Below are 15,076 nucleotides of genomic sequence, written 5' to 3' on the forward strand. Positions count from 1 at the left end.
TGCCAGATAAGCGAAGTGGTACACCGGAAAGATCCCTAACCACGACGACAATGACAAAATCCAGGAGAGTTAAGTATGTCCGCTGAACACGTTCTGTCGATGATGAACGAGCACGAAGTCAAATTTGTTGATCTGCGTTTTACCGATACCAAAGGTAAAGAACAGCACGTCACTATTCCTGCTCATCAGGTTAACGCTGACTTCTTCGAAGAAGGCAAAATGTTTGACGGCTCCTCTATCGGTGGCTGGAAAGGGATTAACGAATCAGACATGGTTCTGATGCCTGATGCAACTACCGCTGTTCTGGATCCGTTCTTCGAAGACCCTACGCTGATCATCCGTTGTGACATCCTCGAGCCAGGCACCATGCAGGGCTACGATCGTGATCCACGCTCCATCGCAAAGCGCGCTGAAGACTTCCTGCGCTCATCCGGCATCGCAGACACCGTTCTGTTTGGACCAGAGCCAGAGTTCTTCCTGTTTGACGACGTGCGCTTTGGCGCGACCACTTCCGGTTCACACGTTGCTATCGACGATATCGAAGCAGCCTGGAACACTGGTAAAGAATACGAAGGCGGCAACAAAGGCCACCGTCCAGGTCTGAAAGGCGGTTACTTCCCGGTTCCACCAGTCGACTCTTCACAGGACATCCGTTCTGCTATGTGTCTGACCATGGAGCAGATGGGCCTGGTTGTTGAAGCTCACCACCACGAAGTGGCAACAGCGGGTCAGAACGAAGTGGCAACCCGCTTCAACACCATGACCAAAAAAGCTGACGAAATTCAGATCTACAAATATGTTGTTCACAACGTAGCTCACGCTTATGGCAAAACTGCGACCTTTATGCCAAAACCAATCTTTGGTGATAACGGTTCCGGTATGCACTGCCACATGTCACTGTCTAAAGGCGGCACCAACCTGTTCGCTGGCGACAAATACGGCGGCCTGTCTGAAACTGCCCTTTTCTACATCGGCGGTGTGATCAAGCACGCTAAAGCGATCAACGCCCTGTCTAACCCGACCACTAACTCTTACAAGCGACTGGTCCCGGGTTACGAAGCTCCAGTTATGCTGGCTTACTCTGCACGTAACCGTTCTGCTTCTATCCGTATTCCAGTGGTTGCCAGCCCGAAAGCACGTCGTATCGAAGCTCGCTTCCCTGATCCAGCAGCTAACCCATACCTGTGCTTCTCTGCACTGCTGATGGCTGGCCTGGACGGTATCATCAACAAAATCCATCCTGGCGACGCGATGGACAAAAACCTGTACGACCTGCCGCCGGAAGAAGAAGCTGAGATTCCAAAAGTGGCCGGTTCACTGGAAGAAGCTCTGAACGCACTGAGCGAAGACCGCGAGTTCCTGACTCGTGGCGGCGTGTTCACTAACGACACCATCGATGCCTACATCGAACTGCGTAAATCCGAAATGGACCGCGTTCGCATGACGCCACATCCGGTCGAGTTCGAGCTGTACTACAGCGTTTAACTGGTTTGACGTTTTTGTTGCCGTGGAAACTTTAGCCCATCTCCGGATGGGCTTTTTTCTCCGCGAATTCATCGTTCAGGAAGACGATTTTCGGGTTCCAAGACTATAATGCACTAAAAAGGTGCAGGAGAACGCTGTATGGCAACAGGCACGCTGCCCGATGCTGGGCAGATTCTCAATTCTCTGATTAACAGTATTTTGCTGGTCGATAGCGATCTGGTGGTGCATTACGCCAACCCCGCCGCTCAGCAGCTGTTAGCGCAAAGCTCCCGCAAGCTGTTTGGTACACCGCTGCCGGAACTGATGGGATATTTTTCCTTAAATATCGACGTCATGCGCGAGAGTCTGAACGCAGGTCAGGGCTTTACCGACAGTGAAGTGACTCTGGTGGTAGATAGCCGCGCGCACATAATGTCTTTAACAGCGCAGCGTCTGCCCGATGGTTTAATTCTGCTTGAAATGGCCCCGATGGATAATCAGCGCCGTCTCAGTCAGGAACAGATTCAACATGCTCAGCAGGTAGCTGCCCGGGATTTGGTCCGGGGTCTGGCTCATGAAATTAAAAACCCGCTGGGAGGATTACGAGGCGCAGCACAGCTTCTGGCAAAAGCGCTTCCGGATCCGTCTTTAACCGAATATACCAAGGTGATCATCGAACAGGCAGACCGCCTGCGCAATCTCGTTGATCGCCTGCTTGGCCCGCAGCAGCCAGGCATGCACGTTACGCAAAGTATCCATCAGGTGGCTGAACGTGTGGTCAATCTGGTGTCGATGGAACTGCCCGATAACGTGACGCTGGTTCGGGATTACGATCCCAGCCTGCCGGAGTTGCCCCACGATCCGGATCAGATCGAACAGGTTCTGCTGAACGTTGTACGCAACGCCTTACAGGCGTTGGGTGAAGAAGGCGGCACTATTACACTTCGTACCCGCACGGCATTCCAGTTAACGCTGCACGGAGTACGTTATCGCCTGGTGGCACGCATCGATGTCGAGGATGATGGCCCAGGTATTCCGGCACAACTGCAGGATACGCTGTTTTATCCGATGGTGAGCGGCCGCGAAGGTGGGACCGGCTTAGGTCTGTCTATCGCGCGCAGCCTGATTGACCAGCATTCGGGGAAAATAGAATTTAGCAGTTGGCCTGGTCACACTGAATTTTCGGTTTATCTGCCTATTCGCCAGTGAGGTTTCTATGCAACGAGGGATAGTTTGGATCGTCGATGACGATAGCTCCATCCGCTGGGTGCTTGAACGCGCGCTCACTGGAGCCGGTTTAAGCTGTGCCACCTTTGACAGCGCTAACGAGGTGCTGGACGCCCTTGCCAGCAAAACCCCAGACGTTTTACTTTCAGATATTCGTATGCCCGGCATGGACGGACTGGCACTACTCAAACAGATAAAACAGCGTCACCCGATGCTTCCGGTCATCATAATGACTGCCCATTCCGATCTGGATGCTGCGGTCAGCGCTTACCAGCAAGGAGCGTTTGATTACCTGCCGAAGCCTTTCGATATTGACGAAGCCGTGGCGCTGGTTGAACGCGCGATCAGTCATTATCAGGAACAGCAGCAGCCGCGCAATCAACCGGTCAACGGCCCGACCACCGATATCATCGGTGAAGCACCGGCGATGCAGGATGTGTTCCGCATTATTGGCCGTCTCTCCCGTTCGTCAATCAGCGTATTGATCAATGGCGAATCGGGTACAGGTAAAGAGTTGGTTGCCCACGCTCTGCATCGCCACAGCCCGCGCGCCAAAGCGCCCTTTATCGCACTGAACATGGCTGCTATCCCGAAGGATCTGATCGAATCCGAGCTGTTCGGGCATGAGAAAGGAGCTTTTACCGGGGCGAACCAGATCCGTCAGGGCCGCTTCGAACAGGCCGACGGCGGCACGCTGTTCCTCGATGAAATTGGCGATATGCCGCTGGATGTGCAGACCCGTTTGCTGCGCGTGCTGGCTGATGGCCAGTTCTACCGCGTGGGAGGCTATGCGCCGGTGAAGGTGGATGTCCGTATTATCGCGGCAACTCACCAGAACCTTGAGCTGCGTGTGCAGGAAGGCAAATTCCGTGAAGACCTTTTCCACCGTCTCAATGTGATCCGCGTGCACCTGCCGCCGCTGCGCGAGCGCCGGGAAGATATTCCTCGTCTGGCGCGCTACTTCCTGCAGGTTGCCGCTCGTGAGCTGGGTGTGGAAGCGAAGATCCTGCATCCGGAAACGGAAACCGCGCTGACCCGCCTGCACTGGTCGGGCAACGTGCGTCAGCTGGAGAACACCTGCCGCTGGCTGACCGTAATGGCCGCAGGCCAGGAAGTACTGATTCAGGATCTGCCTTCAGAGTTGTTTGAGACCTCCGCGCCGGAGAACCCGGTGCAGTCTCTGCCCGATAGTTGGGCAACACTGTTGGCACAGTGGGCCGATCGCGCCCTGCGTTCCGGTCATCAAAACCTGCTGTCAGAAGCTCAGCCTGAGATGGAGCGTACGCTGCTGACCACCGCTCTGCGTCATACGCAGGGGCATAAGCAGGAAGCTGCACGGTTGCTGGGCTGGGGACGAAATACCCTGACCCGCAAACTGAAAGAGCTGGGAATGGAATAAATTTGTTTTGTTTAGAGAAGGCCGGGCGAATGTCCGGCCTTTTTTGTTTCAGTCTGTCAGCAGGCAGACTACCGATTCAGATCACCCGCGAGAATTGCTGCATACGCGCTTTCTGGCGCAGGTAAACGTCAAAGCACATGCAGATATTCCTGACCAGCATTCGCCCCTTAGCGGTGACCTGAAGGCGCTTCTCGTCGCACTCCACCAGCCCGTCAGCAATAAAGGGAGCCAGCAGTGTCAGATCTTCAGCAAAGTAGTCAGTAAAACGCCGCGTGGCGGTTTCAAAATCGGCATAATTCAGTGAGAAGTTACACATCAGCGTTTTGATTACATCGCGACGCAGACAGTCATCCGCTGTCAGGCTCAGTCCACGCCACAATGCGGTCTGCTGCTGGTCCACCGCGGCATACCAGCTCTTCAACTCTTTCTGGTTCTGCGCATAGCTGTCCCCCATCATGCTGATGGCCGACACGCCCATCCCCAGCAGATCACTATCGCCCTGAGTGGTGTAGCCCTGGAAATTACGGTGCAGGCGCCCCTGACGCTGGGCAACGGCCAGTTCGTCATCGGGACGGGCAAAGTGGTCCATACCGATAAACTGATAGCCTTCTGCCGTCAGAGTGGCAATGGACTGCTGCAGAATGGCGAGCTTTTGCTGGGTGTCCGGCAGATCGGCATCTTTGATTTTGCGCTGGGCCGCGAACAAGTTCGGCATGTGTGCATAGTTGAACACGCTAAGCCGATCCGGGTTGAGGGCGGCCACTTTCTTAAGGGTGAAAGCAAAGCTTTCCGGCGTTTGCTTTGGCAGGCCGTAGATCAGATCCAGATTGGTGGAAGTGAAGCCCAGCTTCCGGGCACGCTCCATCAGGGCAACGATCATTGCTTCGTCCTGAATGCGGTTGACCTTCTCCTGCACCACTTTATTGAAATCCTGCACGCCCATGCTCAGACGGTTAAAGCCCTCGGCCCGCAGGTGATCCAGCACGTCCAGCTCAATCTCACGGGGGTCGACCTCAATCGACAACTCGGCTTCTGCGCTGAAGTTAAAATGCTCACGCAGCAGATCCATCAGGCGGCTGATCTGAGTTTTATTCAGATAGGTCGGCGTCCCTCCGCCCCAGTGCATTTGGGTGACGGTGCGGTTACTGAACAGTCTGGCGCGTGCGGCAATTTCAATGGCCAGCGCCTGCAGATACTCATCGGCTTTATGCTGCTGGCGGGTCACTATCTTGTTGCAGCCACAGAAATAACACAGCCGGTGGCAGAACGGGATATGGACATACAACGACAGGGGGCGATCGGGATAACGCTGGCTGGCCTGCAGAAAAGCCGCCTCGTCGTAATCCTGGTGAAATTCCAGCGCGGTGGGGTAGGAAGTGTAGCGGGGACCCGAGATGTTGTACTTCTGAATCAGGGCCTGATCCCATTCAATCATCTGCGTCACGGTATTCACTCCTTCGTTGGCGTCTGGATGCCGACCGTCGGGTGAGAGGAGGTTGCCTGAGCGGCGGACGGTCGTTCGTTCTGCGTAGCCGGGATCGACGACTGGACAGACGTCGTAGTTTAACCAACATCCACAGCAGGCCACAGAGCAGAATCAGCAGGTAAATTGATCCAGGCCAATTCATCAGCAGAGAAACCTTTTGCAGAGATGGCGCTCTTTTTGCGCCATCTTAATTTCCAGTCAGAAATGCCTGCCGTGGGATCAGTTGCCACCCTTGAGCAGACGGTACATATCCTCTTCTGCTTCTTCGTCATCGGCGTCATCATCCAGCGCAATGCCCAGCTGTTCCATCAGCACATCAATGCGGTCAAGAGTCTGATCCAGCCATGCCTGATCTTCTGCTTTCAGCGTTTCACCACTTTCCAGCCGATCCAGCAGCGCATCCAGACGTTCATCATTTTCCAGCTTCGCCAGCTCTTCTTCCGGCGTCAGAAGCGGCTTTTTCTCTGGCGCGGGTTTTACTGGTTTAGTCGCCTTTTTCACTGGCTGAACATCACTGCCCAGCGCAATCGGCTTTTTGCTGCCAATGCGTGGGTCTTTTTCCTGACCAGCGTTACCACCCTTTTTACCAGGCATCACAGGATTAGCACGGCTGCCGGAAGCATTACCGCGATGTTTCTTGTCACGCTTGCGGTCGCGCGCTTCGGTATTTATTTCATCGCGCGATTTACGTTTGTTTTTTGCTGCCGGTTTCTTGTCCTGGGGCGCGCGTGCAGGTTGCTTCATGATTTCTGCTCTCAGACGATTTATCTTCAGTATAGAATTGCGGCGGAATCTAGCAGAAAGCAGACAAAGAAAAAAGGCGCCAGGTCACCCTGTCGCCTTTTTTCGCACCTTCCGCAGAAGGACTGACTTTAGTCAGCATCCTTTTTAGCACACAACTTCCCGGTTTTCCCTTGCCGTATCGTCCATCCTGGACGCTATCCTTTCCCTGAGTGTGTTGCATCCTCAACACGTTCCGTCCCTGCTCTGCGTCATCCTGACGCCCCCTGAGCTCTTCATCCTGAAGTGAACCATCCAGGTTCTGGTAAATACTTTAGACTAAATGGTCAAACTCACAAGGCAGCTTAATAAAAATTTCCCGTACACTTATAGGGGATTAAATTTAATACATTGTTTTTAAATGATATTGCATTGTGAGCCACATAAAATTATGGACAAGAGCTGGCAGAAACAATGGCCGATCTCTTACAAATCTTCGGGCGACTCGCGGCCGATTGAGCGCTTTCAATCCATACAGGGTATACTCTGCGCAATTGACCTTATATCTGGAGTTTCTATTTTGTCTGGCTGGAATTATCACGTTACCCATTTTGTTACCAGCGCTCCTGACATCCGTCACCTGCCGGCCGATACCGGTATCGAAGTGGCGTTTGCCGGCCGTTCCAATGCGGGCAAATCCAGCGCGCTGAACACGCTGACCAATCAGAAAAGCCTGGCGCGGACCAGTAAAACACCGGGACGCACGCAGCTTATCAATCTGTTCCAGGTCGCTGAAGGCTATCGTCTGGTGGATTTACCGGGCTATGGCTATGCCGAAGTTCCGGAAGAGATGAAGCTGAAGTGGCAACGCGCGCTGGCGGAGTATCTGCGTGAGCGCCAGTGCCTGAAAGGCCTGGTGGTGCTGATGGACATCCGTCATCCACTGAAAGATCTGGATCAGCAAATGATCAACTGGGCGGTGCAGAGCGGTATTGAAGTGCTGGTGCTGTTGACCAAAGCCGATAAGCTGGCTTCCGGCGCGCGTAAAGCGCAGCTGAACATGGTGCGTGAAGCGGCGAAGAGCTTTGTCGGTGATGTTCAGGTTGAGATGTTTTCTTCACTGAAGAAAATCGGCATCGATAAGCTGAGCGCCAAACTGGACAGCTGGTACAGTGAGCTGCCGCCGGCAACTGAAGAAGAGTTCGCAGAAGAGTAAAATCAGGCCTGCGGGCCTGAACCGCGCCCAATAAAAAACGCCCCAGTCATAACAACTGGGGCGGCTAAATATTCAGCCAAATCCGATTACGTGAAGTAAAAGGTCTGAAAGATAGAACATCTTACCTCTGTACCCTACGCCTTAAACTCTACATGATTTTTTCGGCCCTCAAAAGGGTTTTTTGTAGTTAATTTTCATAAAACACCCTGCGTTATCCAACTCAGTTCACAGAAAAAAGCATTGCCTGTAGCTAAATTACAAAAAAAATGCTTTCACGATAACCGCTTAGGTGAAGAGCTAAGCGCGATTAAAAAGCAGTCAAAGCTGAACCGATTAACCAAAGCGATTTCTTATGGCGAAAAAAAGAGGCTGAATTCATTAAGAAATCAGCCTCGTTTGTCAGTACCAGCGAGTTATCAGTGCGCCTGATCCCAGTTATCGCCTACCCCGACATCAACCTGCAGCGGCACATCAAGCTTCATGCTGTTCTCCATCAGGTCGCGGATTTTCGCTGTTGCCGCCTCCGCCTCTGAGGTTTTCACTTCAAACACCAGTTCATCGTGTACCTGCATAATCATCTTCACGTCAGGGTTGGCCTGTGGCGTCAGCCAGCCATCAACGGCAATCATCGCTTTCTTGATAATATCGGCTGCCGTGCCCTGCATTGGGGCGTTGATGGCCGCACGCTCGGCGGCTTTACGACGCATCACATTGCTGGCCTTAATATCTGGCAGGTAGAGGCGACGACCATCAAGCGTGGAGACATAGCCTTTCTCCGCAGCCTGTTCACGAGTGCTTTCCATATACTCCAACACGCCAGGATAGCGCTCGAAGTAGAGATCCATGTATTTCTTCGCCTCACCAGCGCCGATATTCAGCTGGCGGGACAGGCCAAACGCGCTCATGCCGTAGATCAGACCAAAGTTAATGGCCTTGGCGCTGCGGCGCTGCTCGCCGGTGACTTTTTCCAGCGCCATACCAAACACCTCAGCGGCAGTGGCACGGTGAATATCCTGTCCTTCCGAGAAAGCCTTCAGCAGCCCCTTATCCTGGGAGAGATGGGCCATGATCCGCAGTTCGATTTGTGAATAATCGGCCGCGAGGATCTGATGCCCCTTCGAAGCAATAAAGGCCTGCCGAATCCGCCGTCCTTCATCATTGCGCACCGGGATGTTTTGCAGGTTAGGATCGGTGGAGGAGAGTCTGCCCGTTGCCGTCACCGCCTGATGATAAGAGGTGTGGACCCGTCCGGTCAGCGGATTGATCATCTGCGGTAGCTTGTCGGTATAGGTCGACTTCAGCTTGGACAGGCCACGGTGCTCCAGAATCACTTTAGGTAGCGGGTAATCCAGCGCCAGCTCGGCCAGCACTTCTTCACTGGTGGAGGGTGCGCCACCCGGGGTTTTTTTAGTTGGCTTGATCCCCTGCTTTTCAAACAGGATGGTTTGCAGCTGCTTGGGAGAAGAGAGGTTGAACGGCTCGCCAGCCAGCTCGTGCGCTTTCAGCTCCAGTTCTCCCAACCGCGTGGTCAGCTCCTGAGAATGCTGAGCCAGGATACCCTGATCGATCAGCACGCCATTACGTTCGATGCGCGAGATAACGGTAACCAGCGGCATCTCAATCGTTTCGAAGACCTGCTTTGGCCCCTGCTCCTTTTCCAGCTCTGGCCACATTTTAAGGTGCAGCTGAAGCGTGACATCGGCGTCTTCGGCTGCATAGTGTGCCGCCTGCTCCAGTGCTATCTGGTTAAAGGTCAGCTGTTTTTTGCCTTTACCCGCAATATCTTCAAAGCTTACCGTCTTGTGGTGCAGCCAGCGCGAGGCAAGAGTATCCATATCATGGCGTCCTGAGACGCTGTTCAGCGCGTAGGACTCCAGCATGGTGTCGAATTTGATACCCTGCAGCTCGATGCCGTAATTCTTTAGCACGCCACGGTCATACTTCAGGTTCTGACCAACCTTCAACAGCTTGCTGTCTTCCAGCAGCGGCTTGAGACGTTCCAGCACGCTGTCGCGATCCAACTGGGCTGGCGCATCGAGATAATCATGAGCCACCGGCAGATAAGCCGCTTCTCCTGGCGCAACAGCAAAGGAGAGACCGACAATAGTGGCGGTGAGAGTATCCAGGGAGTCTGTTTCCAGATCGACGGCGAACAGCTTGCTGGCCTTGAGCTTTTTCAGCCAACCGGCAAAAGTCTCTTCATCGAGGATAGTAACGTAACCATCCGCAGAAAGAACACTGGTTGCCTCAGCCTGCTCTTCCACTTTTTCAGCCAGCGCTTTCTGTGCCTGAGGGTTGCTCTTTTTCCCCTGCAGCCATTTACCTTCTTCCAGGTCGGTGATCCAGCGCTTAAATTCGTAATGGCGGAACTGACCGAGCAGCTCTTCCACTGCCGGTTCGCTGACCGTCAGCTGATCGCAGGTAAGCTCAAGTTCAACGTCGGTTTTAATAGTCGCCAGCTGGTAGGAGAGGAAAGCGAGTTCCCTGTTCTGCTCCAGTTTGGCTGCCATCGTCTTCGCTCCGCGGAAAGAGAGGTCAGCGACTTTGTCCAGATTCTCATAGATATCTTTAATGCCGCCCAGGCCCTGCAGCAGCGCCTGAGCGGTCTTCTCACCCACGCCTGGCACGCCCGGAATATTATCCGAGGAGTCACCCATCAGGGCGAGGAAGTCGATAATCAATGCCGGAGGGATACCGTATTTCTCCACCACTTCATCCGGGCCGAGAATGGCGTTATTCATGGTGTTAATCAGCGTGATACCCGGCGTCACCAGTTGCGCCATATCTTTATCACCGGTGCTGATCAGCACTGGCCTGCCGAGCTTGCCTGCTTCGAGTGCCAGCGTTCCAATGACGTCATCCGCCTCCACGCCGGAAACCGCCAGCAAAGGCAGCCCCATAGCTCTGACCATATTGTGCAGCGGTTCAATCTGTGCCCGCAGATCGTCCGGCATCGGTGGACGGTGAGATTTGTAATGTTCAAAAAGTTCATCACGGAACGTTTTGCCTTTGGCATCAAAAACCACCGCGACGTGGCTGGGCTTATATTGCAACAGCAGGCTGCGCAGCATATTCAACACGCCGTACATGGCACCGGTTGGTTCTCCTGAGCTGTTGGTCAGCGGAGGAAACGCATGATAAGCGCGGTAAAGATAAGAAGAGCCATCTACCAGAATAAGCGGGTTTTCTGCAATTTGTGCCATTAGTCGTCACGTTCTTCGTTGGTTTTATCAATGAGGTTAGGATGCCACAGCTAAGCCCCAAAAATGAAATAACTCCGCGTATTAACTTGTACGTCAATCGGCATTTGTGGCGCGGCGCGCAATAATAAGTTGTGGATAACTTTGTGCGTAAATTTGCTAACGTATTGTTATATGCAGGGAATGAGCGAGCACCCTTAACAAAATATATTTAAAATCATGTGGTTAATGTTTTTCTCCAGGATAAACTTCAGGTTTTGCGGAATTGATTCTGTGTGGATATTAATTATTAAGCGGCGTGAACGAACAGGATCTCTTACTGAAAAAACCGCCTGGGGCTGGCAGTTTATTCCAGGAACTGACAATAAAAAGAAGGGAAACAACAACGCCGGTCAGCAGCCGGCGTCGGATAAAACCAGGCTTACTTCTGCGTCAGCAGGAATTTCACCACGTTAGCATATTGCTGAACATAGTTATCCATTGAGCTGGTATCCAGACCGCCGTTGTTAACCATATATTTTCCGTTAACAAACATCGCAGGAACGCCGCGCAAATCAACGTCTTCCGCCGCTTTTTCCTGCTGAGCGACCAGTGATTTCACCACGAAGCTGTTCCATGCTGCGTCATATTGTTCCGGGGTAATAGCAGCAGCCTTAACGAAGACTTCTTTCAGGCTGGCCGGATCGGTGATGGTCTGGGTTTTCTGAATGCCATCAAAGATTGGCGCAGTCACTTTATCTTCCACGCCCAGCGCCATGGCCACAGCCCAGGCCTGAGTCACGGTTTTCCCCATGTCACCGCCGAGGAATTCAACGTGGTATTTGGTGATTTTGGTGTCAGCCGGTAAGTTTTTCTTTACGGTGTCGCTAACGTGCCAGACGCGCTCAAACTCATAGCAGTGCGGGCAGTAGAAAGAGAAGAACTCCATGACATGAGGTTCACCAGAAACGGGTTTCTGCAGGGTGACGTACTGCTGACCATCGGTAAACTGGGCTGCCGAGGCGCTGAAAGCCAGAACCATTCCAACCAGCGCAAATAAAATCTTTTTCATTTAAAAACTCTCTCCTGACAACAAAGGGGGCGGATCGGAAAAGGCGATCAGCCCTGGAATGCGGGCATCAGCTGCAATGGTGGCTCCTGCAACAGTCTGGCCTGCTCGTTAAAAGTGGAAATCTGCCGGAGCCAGAAATCCTCATCCGTCATCCACGGGAAATTTGCCGGAAACGCCGGATCCTGCCAGCGGCGAACAACCCACGCCAGATAATAAACCATCCTCATGGCGCGTAAAGGCTCAATCAGTGACAATTCATGTGCGTCGAACTCACTGAATTCACTGTAAGCTTCCAGCAAAATGTCCCACTGAATTCGCTGTTCCTGGCTGTCGCCGTTAATCAGCATCCACAGATCCTGCACGGCCGGGCCGGTGCGGGCATCATCCAGGTCAACAAATAAAGGACCGTCGCGCCAGAGAATGTTGCCGGGATGGCAGTCTCCATGCAGGCGCAGCGGCTGCCATTGAGTATGCCAGTAATTTTGTAAAGTTGTGCCGATCAGCCGCACGCTGGTTAATAATCTGTCCTTCAGCTTACCGGGGATTAAGCTACTGGCCTCAAGTACCTGCAGAGGTTCGGTGATATATTCCTGCAGACCAATGGCAGGACGGGCAGCAAACATTTTTTTCCGTCCGGTCTGATGCATCCGACCAAGATAGCGTCCAACCCACTCCAGATGATCGTAATTATCCGTCTCATACTGGCGGCCCCCAAGGCTTGGGAACACCGTGAACAGGTAACCCTGATGCTGGTGCAAAGTTTTGCCCTGCAGGGCCCGAGGAGCAGCCACAGGAACCTCGTCAGCCAGCAGTTCGGCGGTAAACTGGTGCTCTTCTTCAATCTGCTGCTGTGACCAACGCTGGGGACGATAGAACTTCACCACGTAGCGCTTTTTATCTTCGTCGGCAAACTGATAGACCCGATTCTCAAAGCTGTTCAGCGCGGTCAGCCCGGACTCCACGCGGATACCAGTTTCCCAGAGCGCATCCAGAATGGTGTCAGGGTTTAAATTTTGAAAGTTAAAGGCAGGTTCTTTCATCCGGCATACTCGCAGATAATCGCAATCAATGAACGTTCAAGAATATCATTAAACGCGGGTACGACGGATGAAGGGAGGGGATTTAATCTTTGATTACGCCGCGAGCACGAAGAAGAGCGGTTTTAAAATCCTCTTCATAGTCTTTTTTCAGGCCCGGAATCTCTTCATGCTTATCGGTGCCACGCATTTTAAGATGGTAGATCAAAACATCATCCGTTAACTCATCGATGGGCTGAGTAAAACCGGCTTCAGCGGCGAGTTTCTGTATAAATTGCATTAAATTCAGATCTGGTTCCTGTTGCCAGGCTGGCTGTAGCAGCGACAGCAGTTCATTGAGGCGATGACATTTCATGGGTTGCTTCCTGTTCCATTCCCGATGCTGCTACGGTAGCAGGGTTAAACCCACATTAAAAGAGGGTGTAAAAGTGATGACTATCAACTGCCAGTTCCCACCTGCCGCCGTGACGGGAGTAATCCTTGCCGGTGGGCGCGGCAGCCGCATGGGCGGTGAAGATAAGGGGCTGATTGATTATCACGGGAAACCGCTTTATCAGCACGTTCTGGAGCGGTTACGCCCTCAGACAGGCAAAATGTGCATCAGCGCTAACCGTAATATTGCTGTTTATCAGCAGAGCGGCCTGCCGGTAATTGGAGATTCTCTGCCAGACTTTCCTGGTCCGTTAGCAGGAATGCTCACCGCACTGGACTATATCGACACTGAATGGGCGATCTTTTCTTCCTGTGATACGCCAGCTCTGCCGGCAGATATTGTGTTACGTCTGTGGCAGGCAAAGCAGGCAGCTCCGGCTGTCTGGGCACGCTCAGCCGGTCGGGATCACCCGACGCTGGCTCTGCTGCATGTCAGCCTGGCTGAACCGCTGGCGGCTTATCTGGCAAAAGGTGAGAGGAAGGTGATGCTATTTCTTGATCAGGCTGGTGGCCACAGCGTCCCTTTTGATGACTGCCCCGGCGCCTTCGCCAATATTAACCGCCCTGAAGATCTTTTGTCCTGAGGAACTCTGATGCTCCCTCTTTTAGCAATTACCGCTTTCAGCGGCACGGGTAAAACAACGCTTTTAAAACAGCTAATTACCATTTTGAAAGCCCGGGGTATCCGTCCCGGTTTGATCAAACACACCCATCACAATATGGATATTGATACGCCAGGCAAAGACAGCTTTGAGCTACGTAAAGCCGGAGCTGACCAGGTCATGGTCTTTAACCAGCAGCGCTGGGCGTTAATCACTGAAACTCCGCAACAGCCCGAACCTGATTTGCAGTTTCTGATCGGTCGGATGGATCCCTCTTCGCTGGATATCATTCTGCTGGAAGGATTTAAGCATGAGCCGGTTCCGAAGATCGCACTGTGGCGAGGAGGGGAGGAGCAAGCTTTGGCCCAGTTACTGGATAAATACGTTATTGCGGTAGCCAGCGACCGTGTTATTCCCGTGAAACTTCCGCTGCTGGATCTGAATAACACACAGCAGATTGCTGATTTTATTGCTGCCTGGTTGTTGGATCAGCGCTAAAACGAGTACCGTGCAACGGAGACCTTTTTAAGATGTCGGTGCAGATAAACCTGACTAAAAGGCTACTTAAGAGGCGGGCTGCCAAAAGATTTCCGGATCGTAAACGCAAAAAACCCCGGCCGTCAGGCCGGGGTTCCTGTCTGAAAGCAAAAAGGCCACCCGTAAGGGTGGCCTTTCTGTTTTATTTGATGCCTGGCAGTTCCCTACTCTCGCATGGGGAGACCCCACACTACCATCGGCGCTACGGCGTTTCACTTCTGAGTTCGGCATGGGGTCAGGTGGGACCACCGCGCTACAGCCGCCAGGCAAATTCTTTTACCGAACTCAATGCCATATTAGTGGTGCTGATACCCAGAGTCGAACTGGGGACCTCACCCTTACCAAGGGTGCGCTCTACCAACTGAGCCATATCAGCACGGCTTGGAGCGGGCAGCGGGAATCGAACCCGCATCATCAGCTTGGAAGGCTGAGGTAATAGCCATTATACGATGCCCGCATCCTGGAACTCTGCTACCTGTTCTGTCTGTAGCTTATGAATAATAAGAAAAGAATTCTCATTATTCGAGTCAACCCGCATACGCTTGATGACTCCGACTGTGCTTGTGCTCAGTCTAAAATCGGTATCCCATCCCCAGACGATTTATGGAAATTTTTCATCTGGTTCAACCTTAACCTCAAGGTCGGGATGGTGGTGGGGGAAGGATTCGAACCTTCGAAGTCGATGACGGCAGATTTACAGTCTGC

At 52.8% G+C, this 15,076-nt stretch carries 12 protein-coding genes, 2 tRNA genes and 1 rRNA gene; 6 read left to right on the top strand and 9 right to left on the bottom strand.

Translation table 11 applies throughout. The features are described 5' to 3' along the window. The first annotated feature begins 75 nt into the window (after positions 1-75). From glnA to glnG, 3 genes are all read left to right on the top strand, one after another. Positions 76-1,485: a glutamate--ammonia ligase gene (gene glnA / locus GSQ70_RS09560; protein WP_158782314.1), complete on the top strand. Its 1,410-nt coding sequence runs from the start codon at positions 76-78 to the stop codon at positions 1,483-1,485. Positions 1,486-1,623: 138 nt separating this feature from the next. Continuing rightward, entirely contained in the window at positions 1,624-2,673 is a 1,050-nt protein-coding gene (glnL, locus tag GSQ70_RS09565) for a nitrogen regulation protein NR(II) (RefSeq protein WP_158782315.1), read from the top strand. Positions 2,674-2,680: 7 nt separating this feature from the next. Continuing rightward, positions 2,681-4,090, top strand: a complete 1,410-nt coding sequence (gene glnG / locus GSQ70_RS09570; RefSeq protein WP_158782316.1) for a nitrogen regulation protein NR(I) — start codon at positions 2,681-2,683, stop codon at positions 4,088-4,090. Between the two features lie 76 nt (positions 4,091-4,166). On the opposite strand, the gene hemN is transcribed toward glnG, so the two are convergent. After that, a complete protein-coding gene (gene hemN / locus GSQ70_RS09575) occupies positions 4,167-5,525 on the bottom strand; it encodes an oxygen-independent coproporphyrinogen III oxidase (protein ID WP_158785272.1) in 1,359 nt (452 codons plus the stop codon). 270 nt (positions 5,526-5,795) lie between these two features. After that, positions 5,796-6,320, bottom strand: a complete 525-nt coding sequence (gene yihI / locus GSQ70_RS09580; RefSeq protein ID WP_158782317.1) for a Der GTPase-activating protein YihI — start codon at positions 6,318-6,320, stop codon at positions 5,796-5,798. A 556-nt stretch (positions 6,321-6,876) separates the two neighbouring features. Here yihI and yihA point away from each other — a divergent pair. After that, a complete protein-coding gene (gene yihA, locus GSQ70_RS09585; protein ID WP_158782318.1) occupies positions 6,877-7,512 on the top strand; it encodes a ribosome biogenesis GTP-binding protein YihA/YsxC in 636 nt (211 codons plus the stop codon). Between the two features lie 416 nt (positions 7,513-7,928). Here the strand turns inward: yihA and polA are convergent, their stop codons facing one another. The 4 genes from polA to GSQ70_RS09605 form a co-directional block, all read right to left on the bottom strand. Further along, on the bottom strand, positions 7,929-10,715 hold the full coding sequence (gene polA, locus GSQ70_RS09590) for a DNA polymerase I (RefSeq protein ID WP_158782319.1): 2,787 nt from the start codon (positions 10,713-10,715) through the stop codon (positions 7,929-7,931). 418 nt (positions 10,716-11,133) lie between these two features. Continuing rightward, positions 11,134-11,763 (bottom strand): thiol:disulfide interchange protein DsbA, encoded by a 630-nt coding sequence (dsbA, locus tag GSQ70_RS09595; RefSeq protein ID WP_158782320.1) that lies wholly within the window; start codon positions 11,761-11,763, stop codon positions 11,134-11,136. 47 nt (positions 11,764-11,810) lie between these two features. Further along, entirely contained in the window at positions 11,811-12,803 is a 993-nt protein-coding gene (locus GSQ70_RS09600; protein ID WP_158782321.1) for a serine/threonine protein kinase, read from the bottom strand. Between the two features lie 82 nt (positions 12,804-12,885). Then, the gene (locus GSQ70_RS09605; protein WP_158782322.1) at positions 12,886-13,155 is read right to left on the bottom strand and encodes a YihD family protein; all 270 of its coding nucleotides are present in this window, start codon (positions 13,153-13,155) and stop codon (positions 12,886-12,888) included. Positions 13,156-13,231: 76 nt separating this feature from the next. On the opposite strand from GSQ70_RS09605, the gene mobA reads away from it, so the two are divergent. Together mobA and mobB are read left to right on the top strand one after the other, a co-directional pair. Beyond that, on the top strand, positions 13,232-13,816 hold the full coding sequence (mobA, locus tag GSQ70_RS09610) for a molybdenum cofactor guanylyltransferase MobA (protein ID WP_158782323.1): 585 nt from the start codon (positions 13,232-13,234) through the stop codon (positions 13,814-13,816). A gap of 9 nt (positions 13,817-13,825) precedes the next feature. Continuing rightward, positions 13,826-14,332 (top strand): molybdopterin-guanine dinucleotide biosynthesis protein MobB, encoded by a 507-nt coding sequence (mobB, locus tag GSQ70_RS09615; protein ID WP_158782324.1) that lies wholly within the window; start codon positions 13,826-13,828, stop codon positions 14,330-14,332. Between the two features lie 190 nt (positions 14,333-14,522). Here mobB and rrf read toward each other — a convergent pair. The 3 genes from rrf to GSQ70_RS09630 all read right to left on the bottom strand — a co-directional run bounded on the left by rrf (position 14,523) and on the right by GSQ70_RS09630 (position 14,828). Next, positions 14,523-14,638, bottom strand: a 5S ribosomal RNA gene (gene rrf, locus GSQ70_RS09620). A gap of 33 nt (positions 14,639-14,671) precedes the next feature. Then, a tRNA-Thr gene (locus GSQ70_RS09625) sits at positions 14,672-14,747 on the bottom strand. A 6-nt stretch (positions 14,748-14,753) separates the two neighbouring features. Then, positions 14,754-14,828: transfer RNA gene (locus GSQ70_RS09630), tRNA-Gly, on the bottom strand. Positions 14,829-15,076: the final 248 nt, after the last annotated feature.

The sequence above is a fragment of the Pantoea sp. BAV 3049 genome, assembly GCF_009765445.1.
GTDB lineage: Bacteria > Pseudomonadota > Gammaproteobacteria > Enterobacterales > Enterobacteriaceae > Erwinia.

Excerpts from the sequence above, each read along its gene's own strand:
- glnG (WP_158782316.1), top strand. The coding sequence starts at position 2,681 with ATGCAACGAGGGATAGTTTGGATCGTCGATGACGATAGCTCCATCCGC.
- mobB (WP_158782324.1), top strand. The coding sequence starts at position 13,826 with ATGCTCCCTCTTTTAGCAATTACCGCTTTCAGCGGCACGGGTAAAACA.
- GSQ70_RS09605 (WP_158782322.1), bottom strand. The coding sequence starts at position 13,155 with ATGAAATGTCATCGCCTCAATGAACTGCTGTCGCTGCTACAGCCAGCC.
- yihI (WP_158782317.1), bottom strand. The coding sequence starts at position 6,320 with ATGAAGCAACCTGCACGCGCGCCCCAGGACAAGAAACCGGCAGCAAAA.
- GSQ70_RS09600 (WP_158782321.1), bottom strand. The coding sequence starts at position 12,803 with ATGAAAGAACCTGCCTTTAACTTTCAAAATTTAAACCCTGACACCATT.
- hemN (WP_158785272.1), bottom strand. The coding sequence starts at position 5,525 with ATGATTGAATGGGATCAGGCCCTGATTCAGAAGTACAACATCTCGGGT.
- glnL (WP_158782315.1), top strand. The coding sequence starts at position 1,624 with ATGGCAACAGGCACGCTGCCCGATGCTGGGCAGATTCTCAATTCTCTG.
- polA (WP_158782319.1), bottom strand. The coding sequence starts at position 10,715 with ATGGCACAAATTGCAGAAAACCCGCTTATTCTGGTAGATGGCTCTTCT.
- glnA (WP_158782314.1), top strand. The coding sequence starts at position 76 with ATGTCCGCTGAACACGTTCTGTCGATGATGAACGAGCACGAAGTCAAA.
- dsbA (WP_158782320.1), bottom strand. The coding sequence starts at position 11,763 with ATGAAAAAGATTTTATTTGCGCTGGTTGGAATGGTTCTGGCTTTCAGC.
- mobA (WP_158782323.1), top strand. The coding sequence starts at position 13,232 with ATGACTATCAACTGCCAGTTCCCACCTGCCGCCGTGACGGGAGTAATC.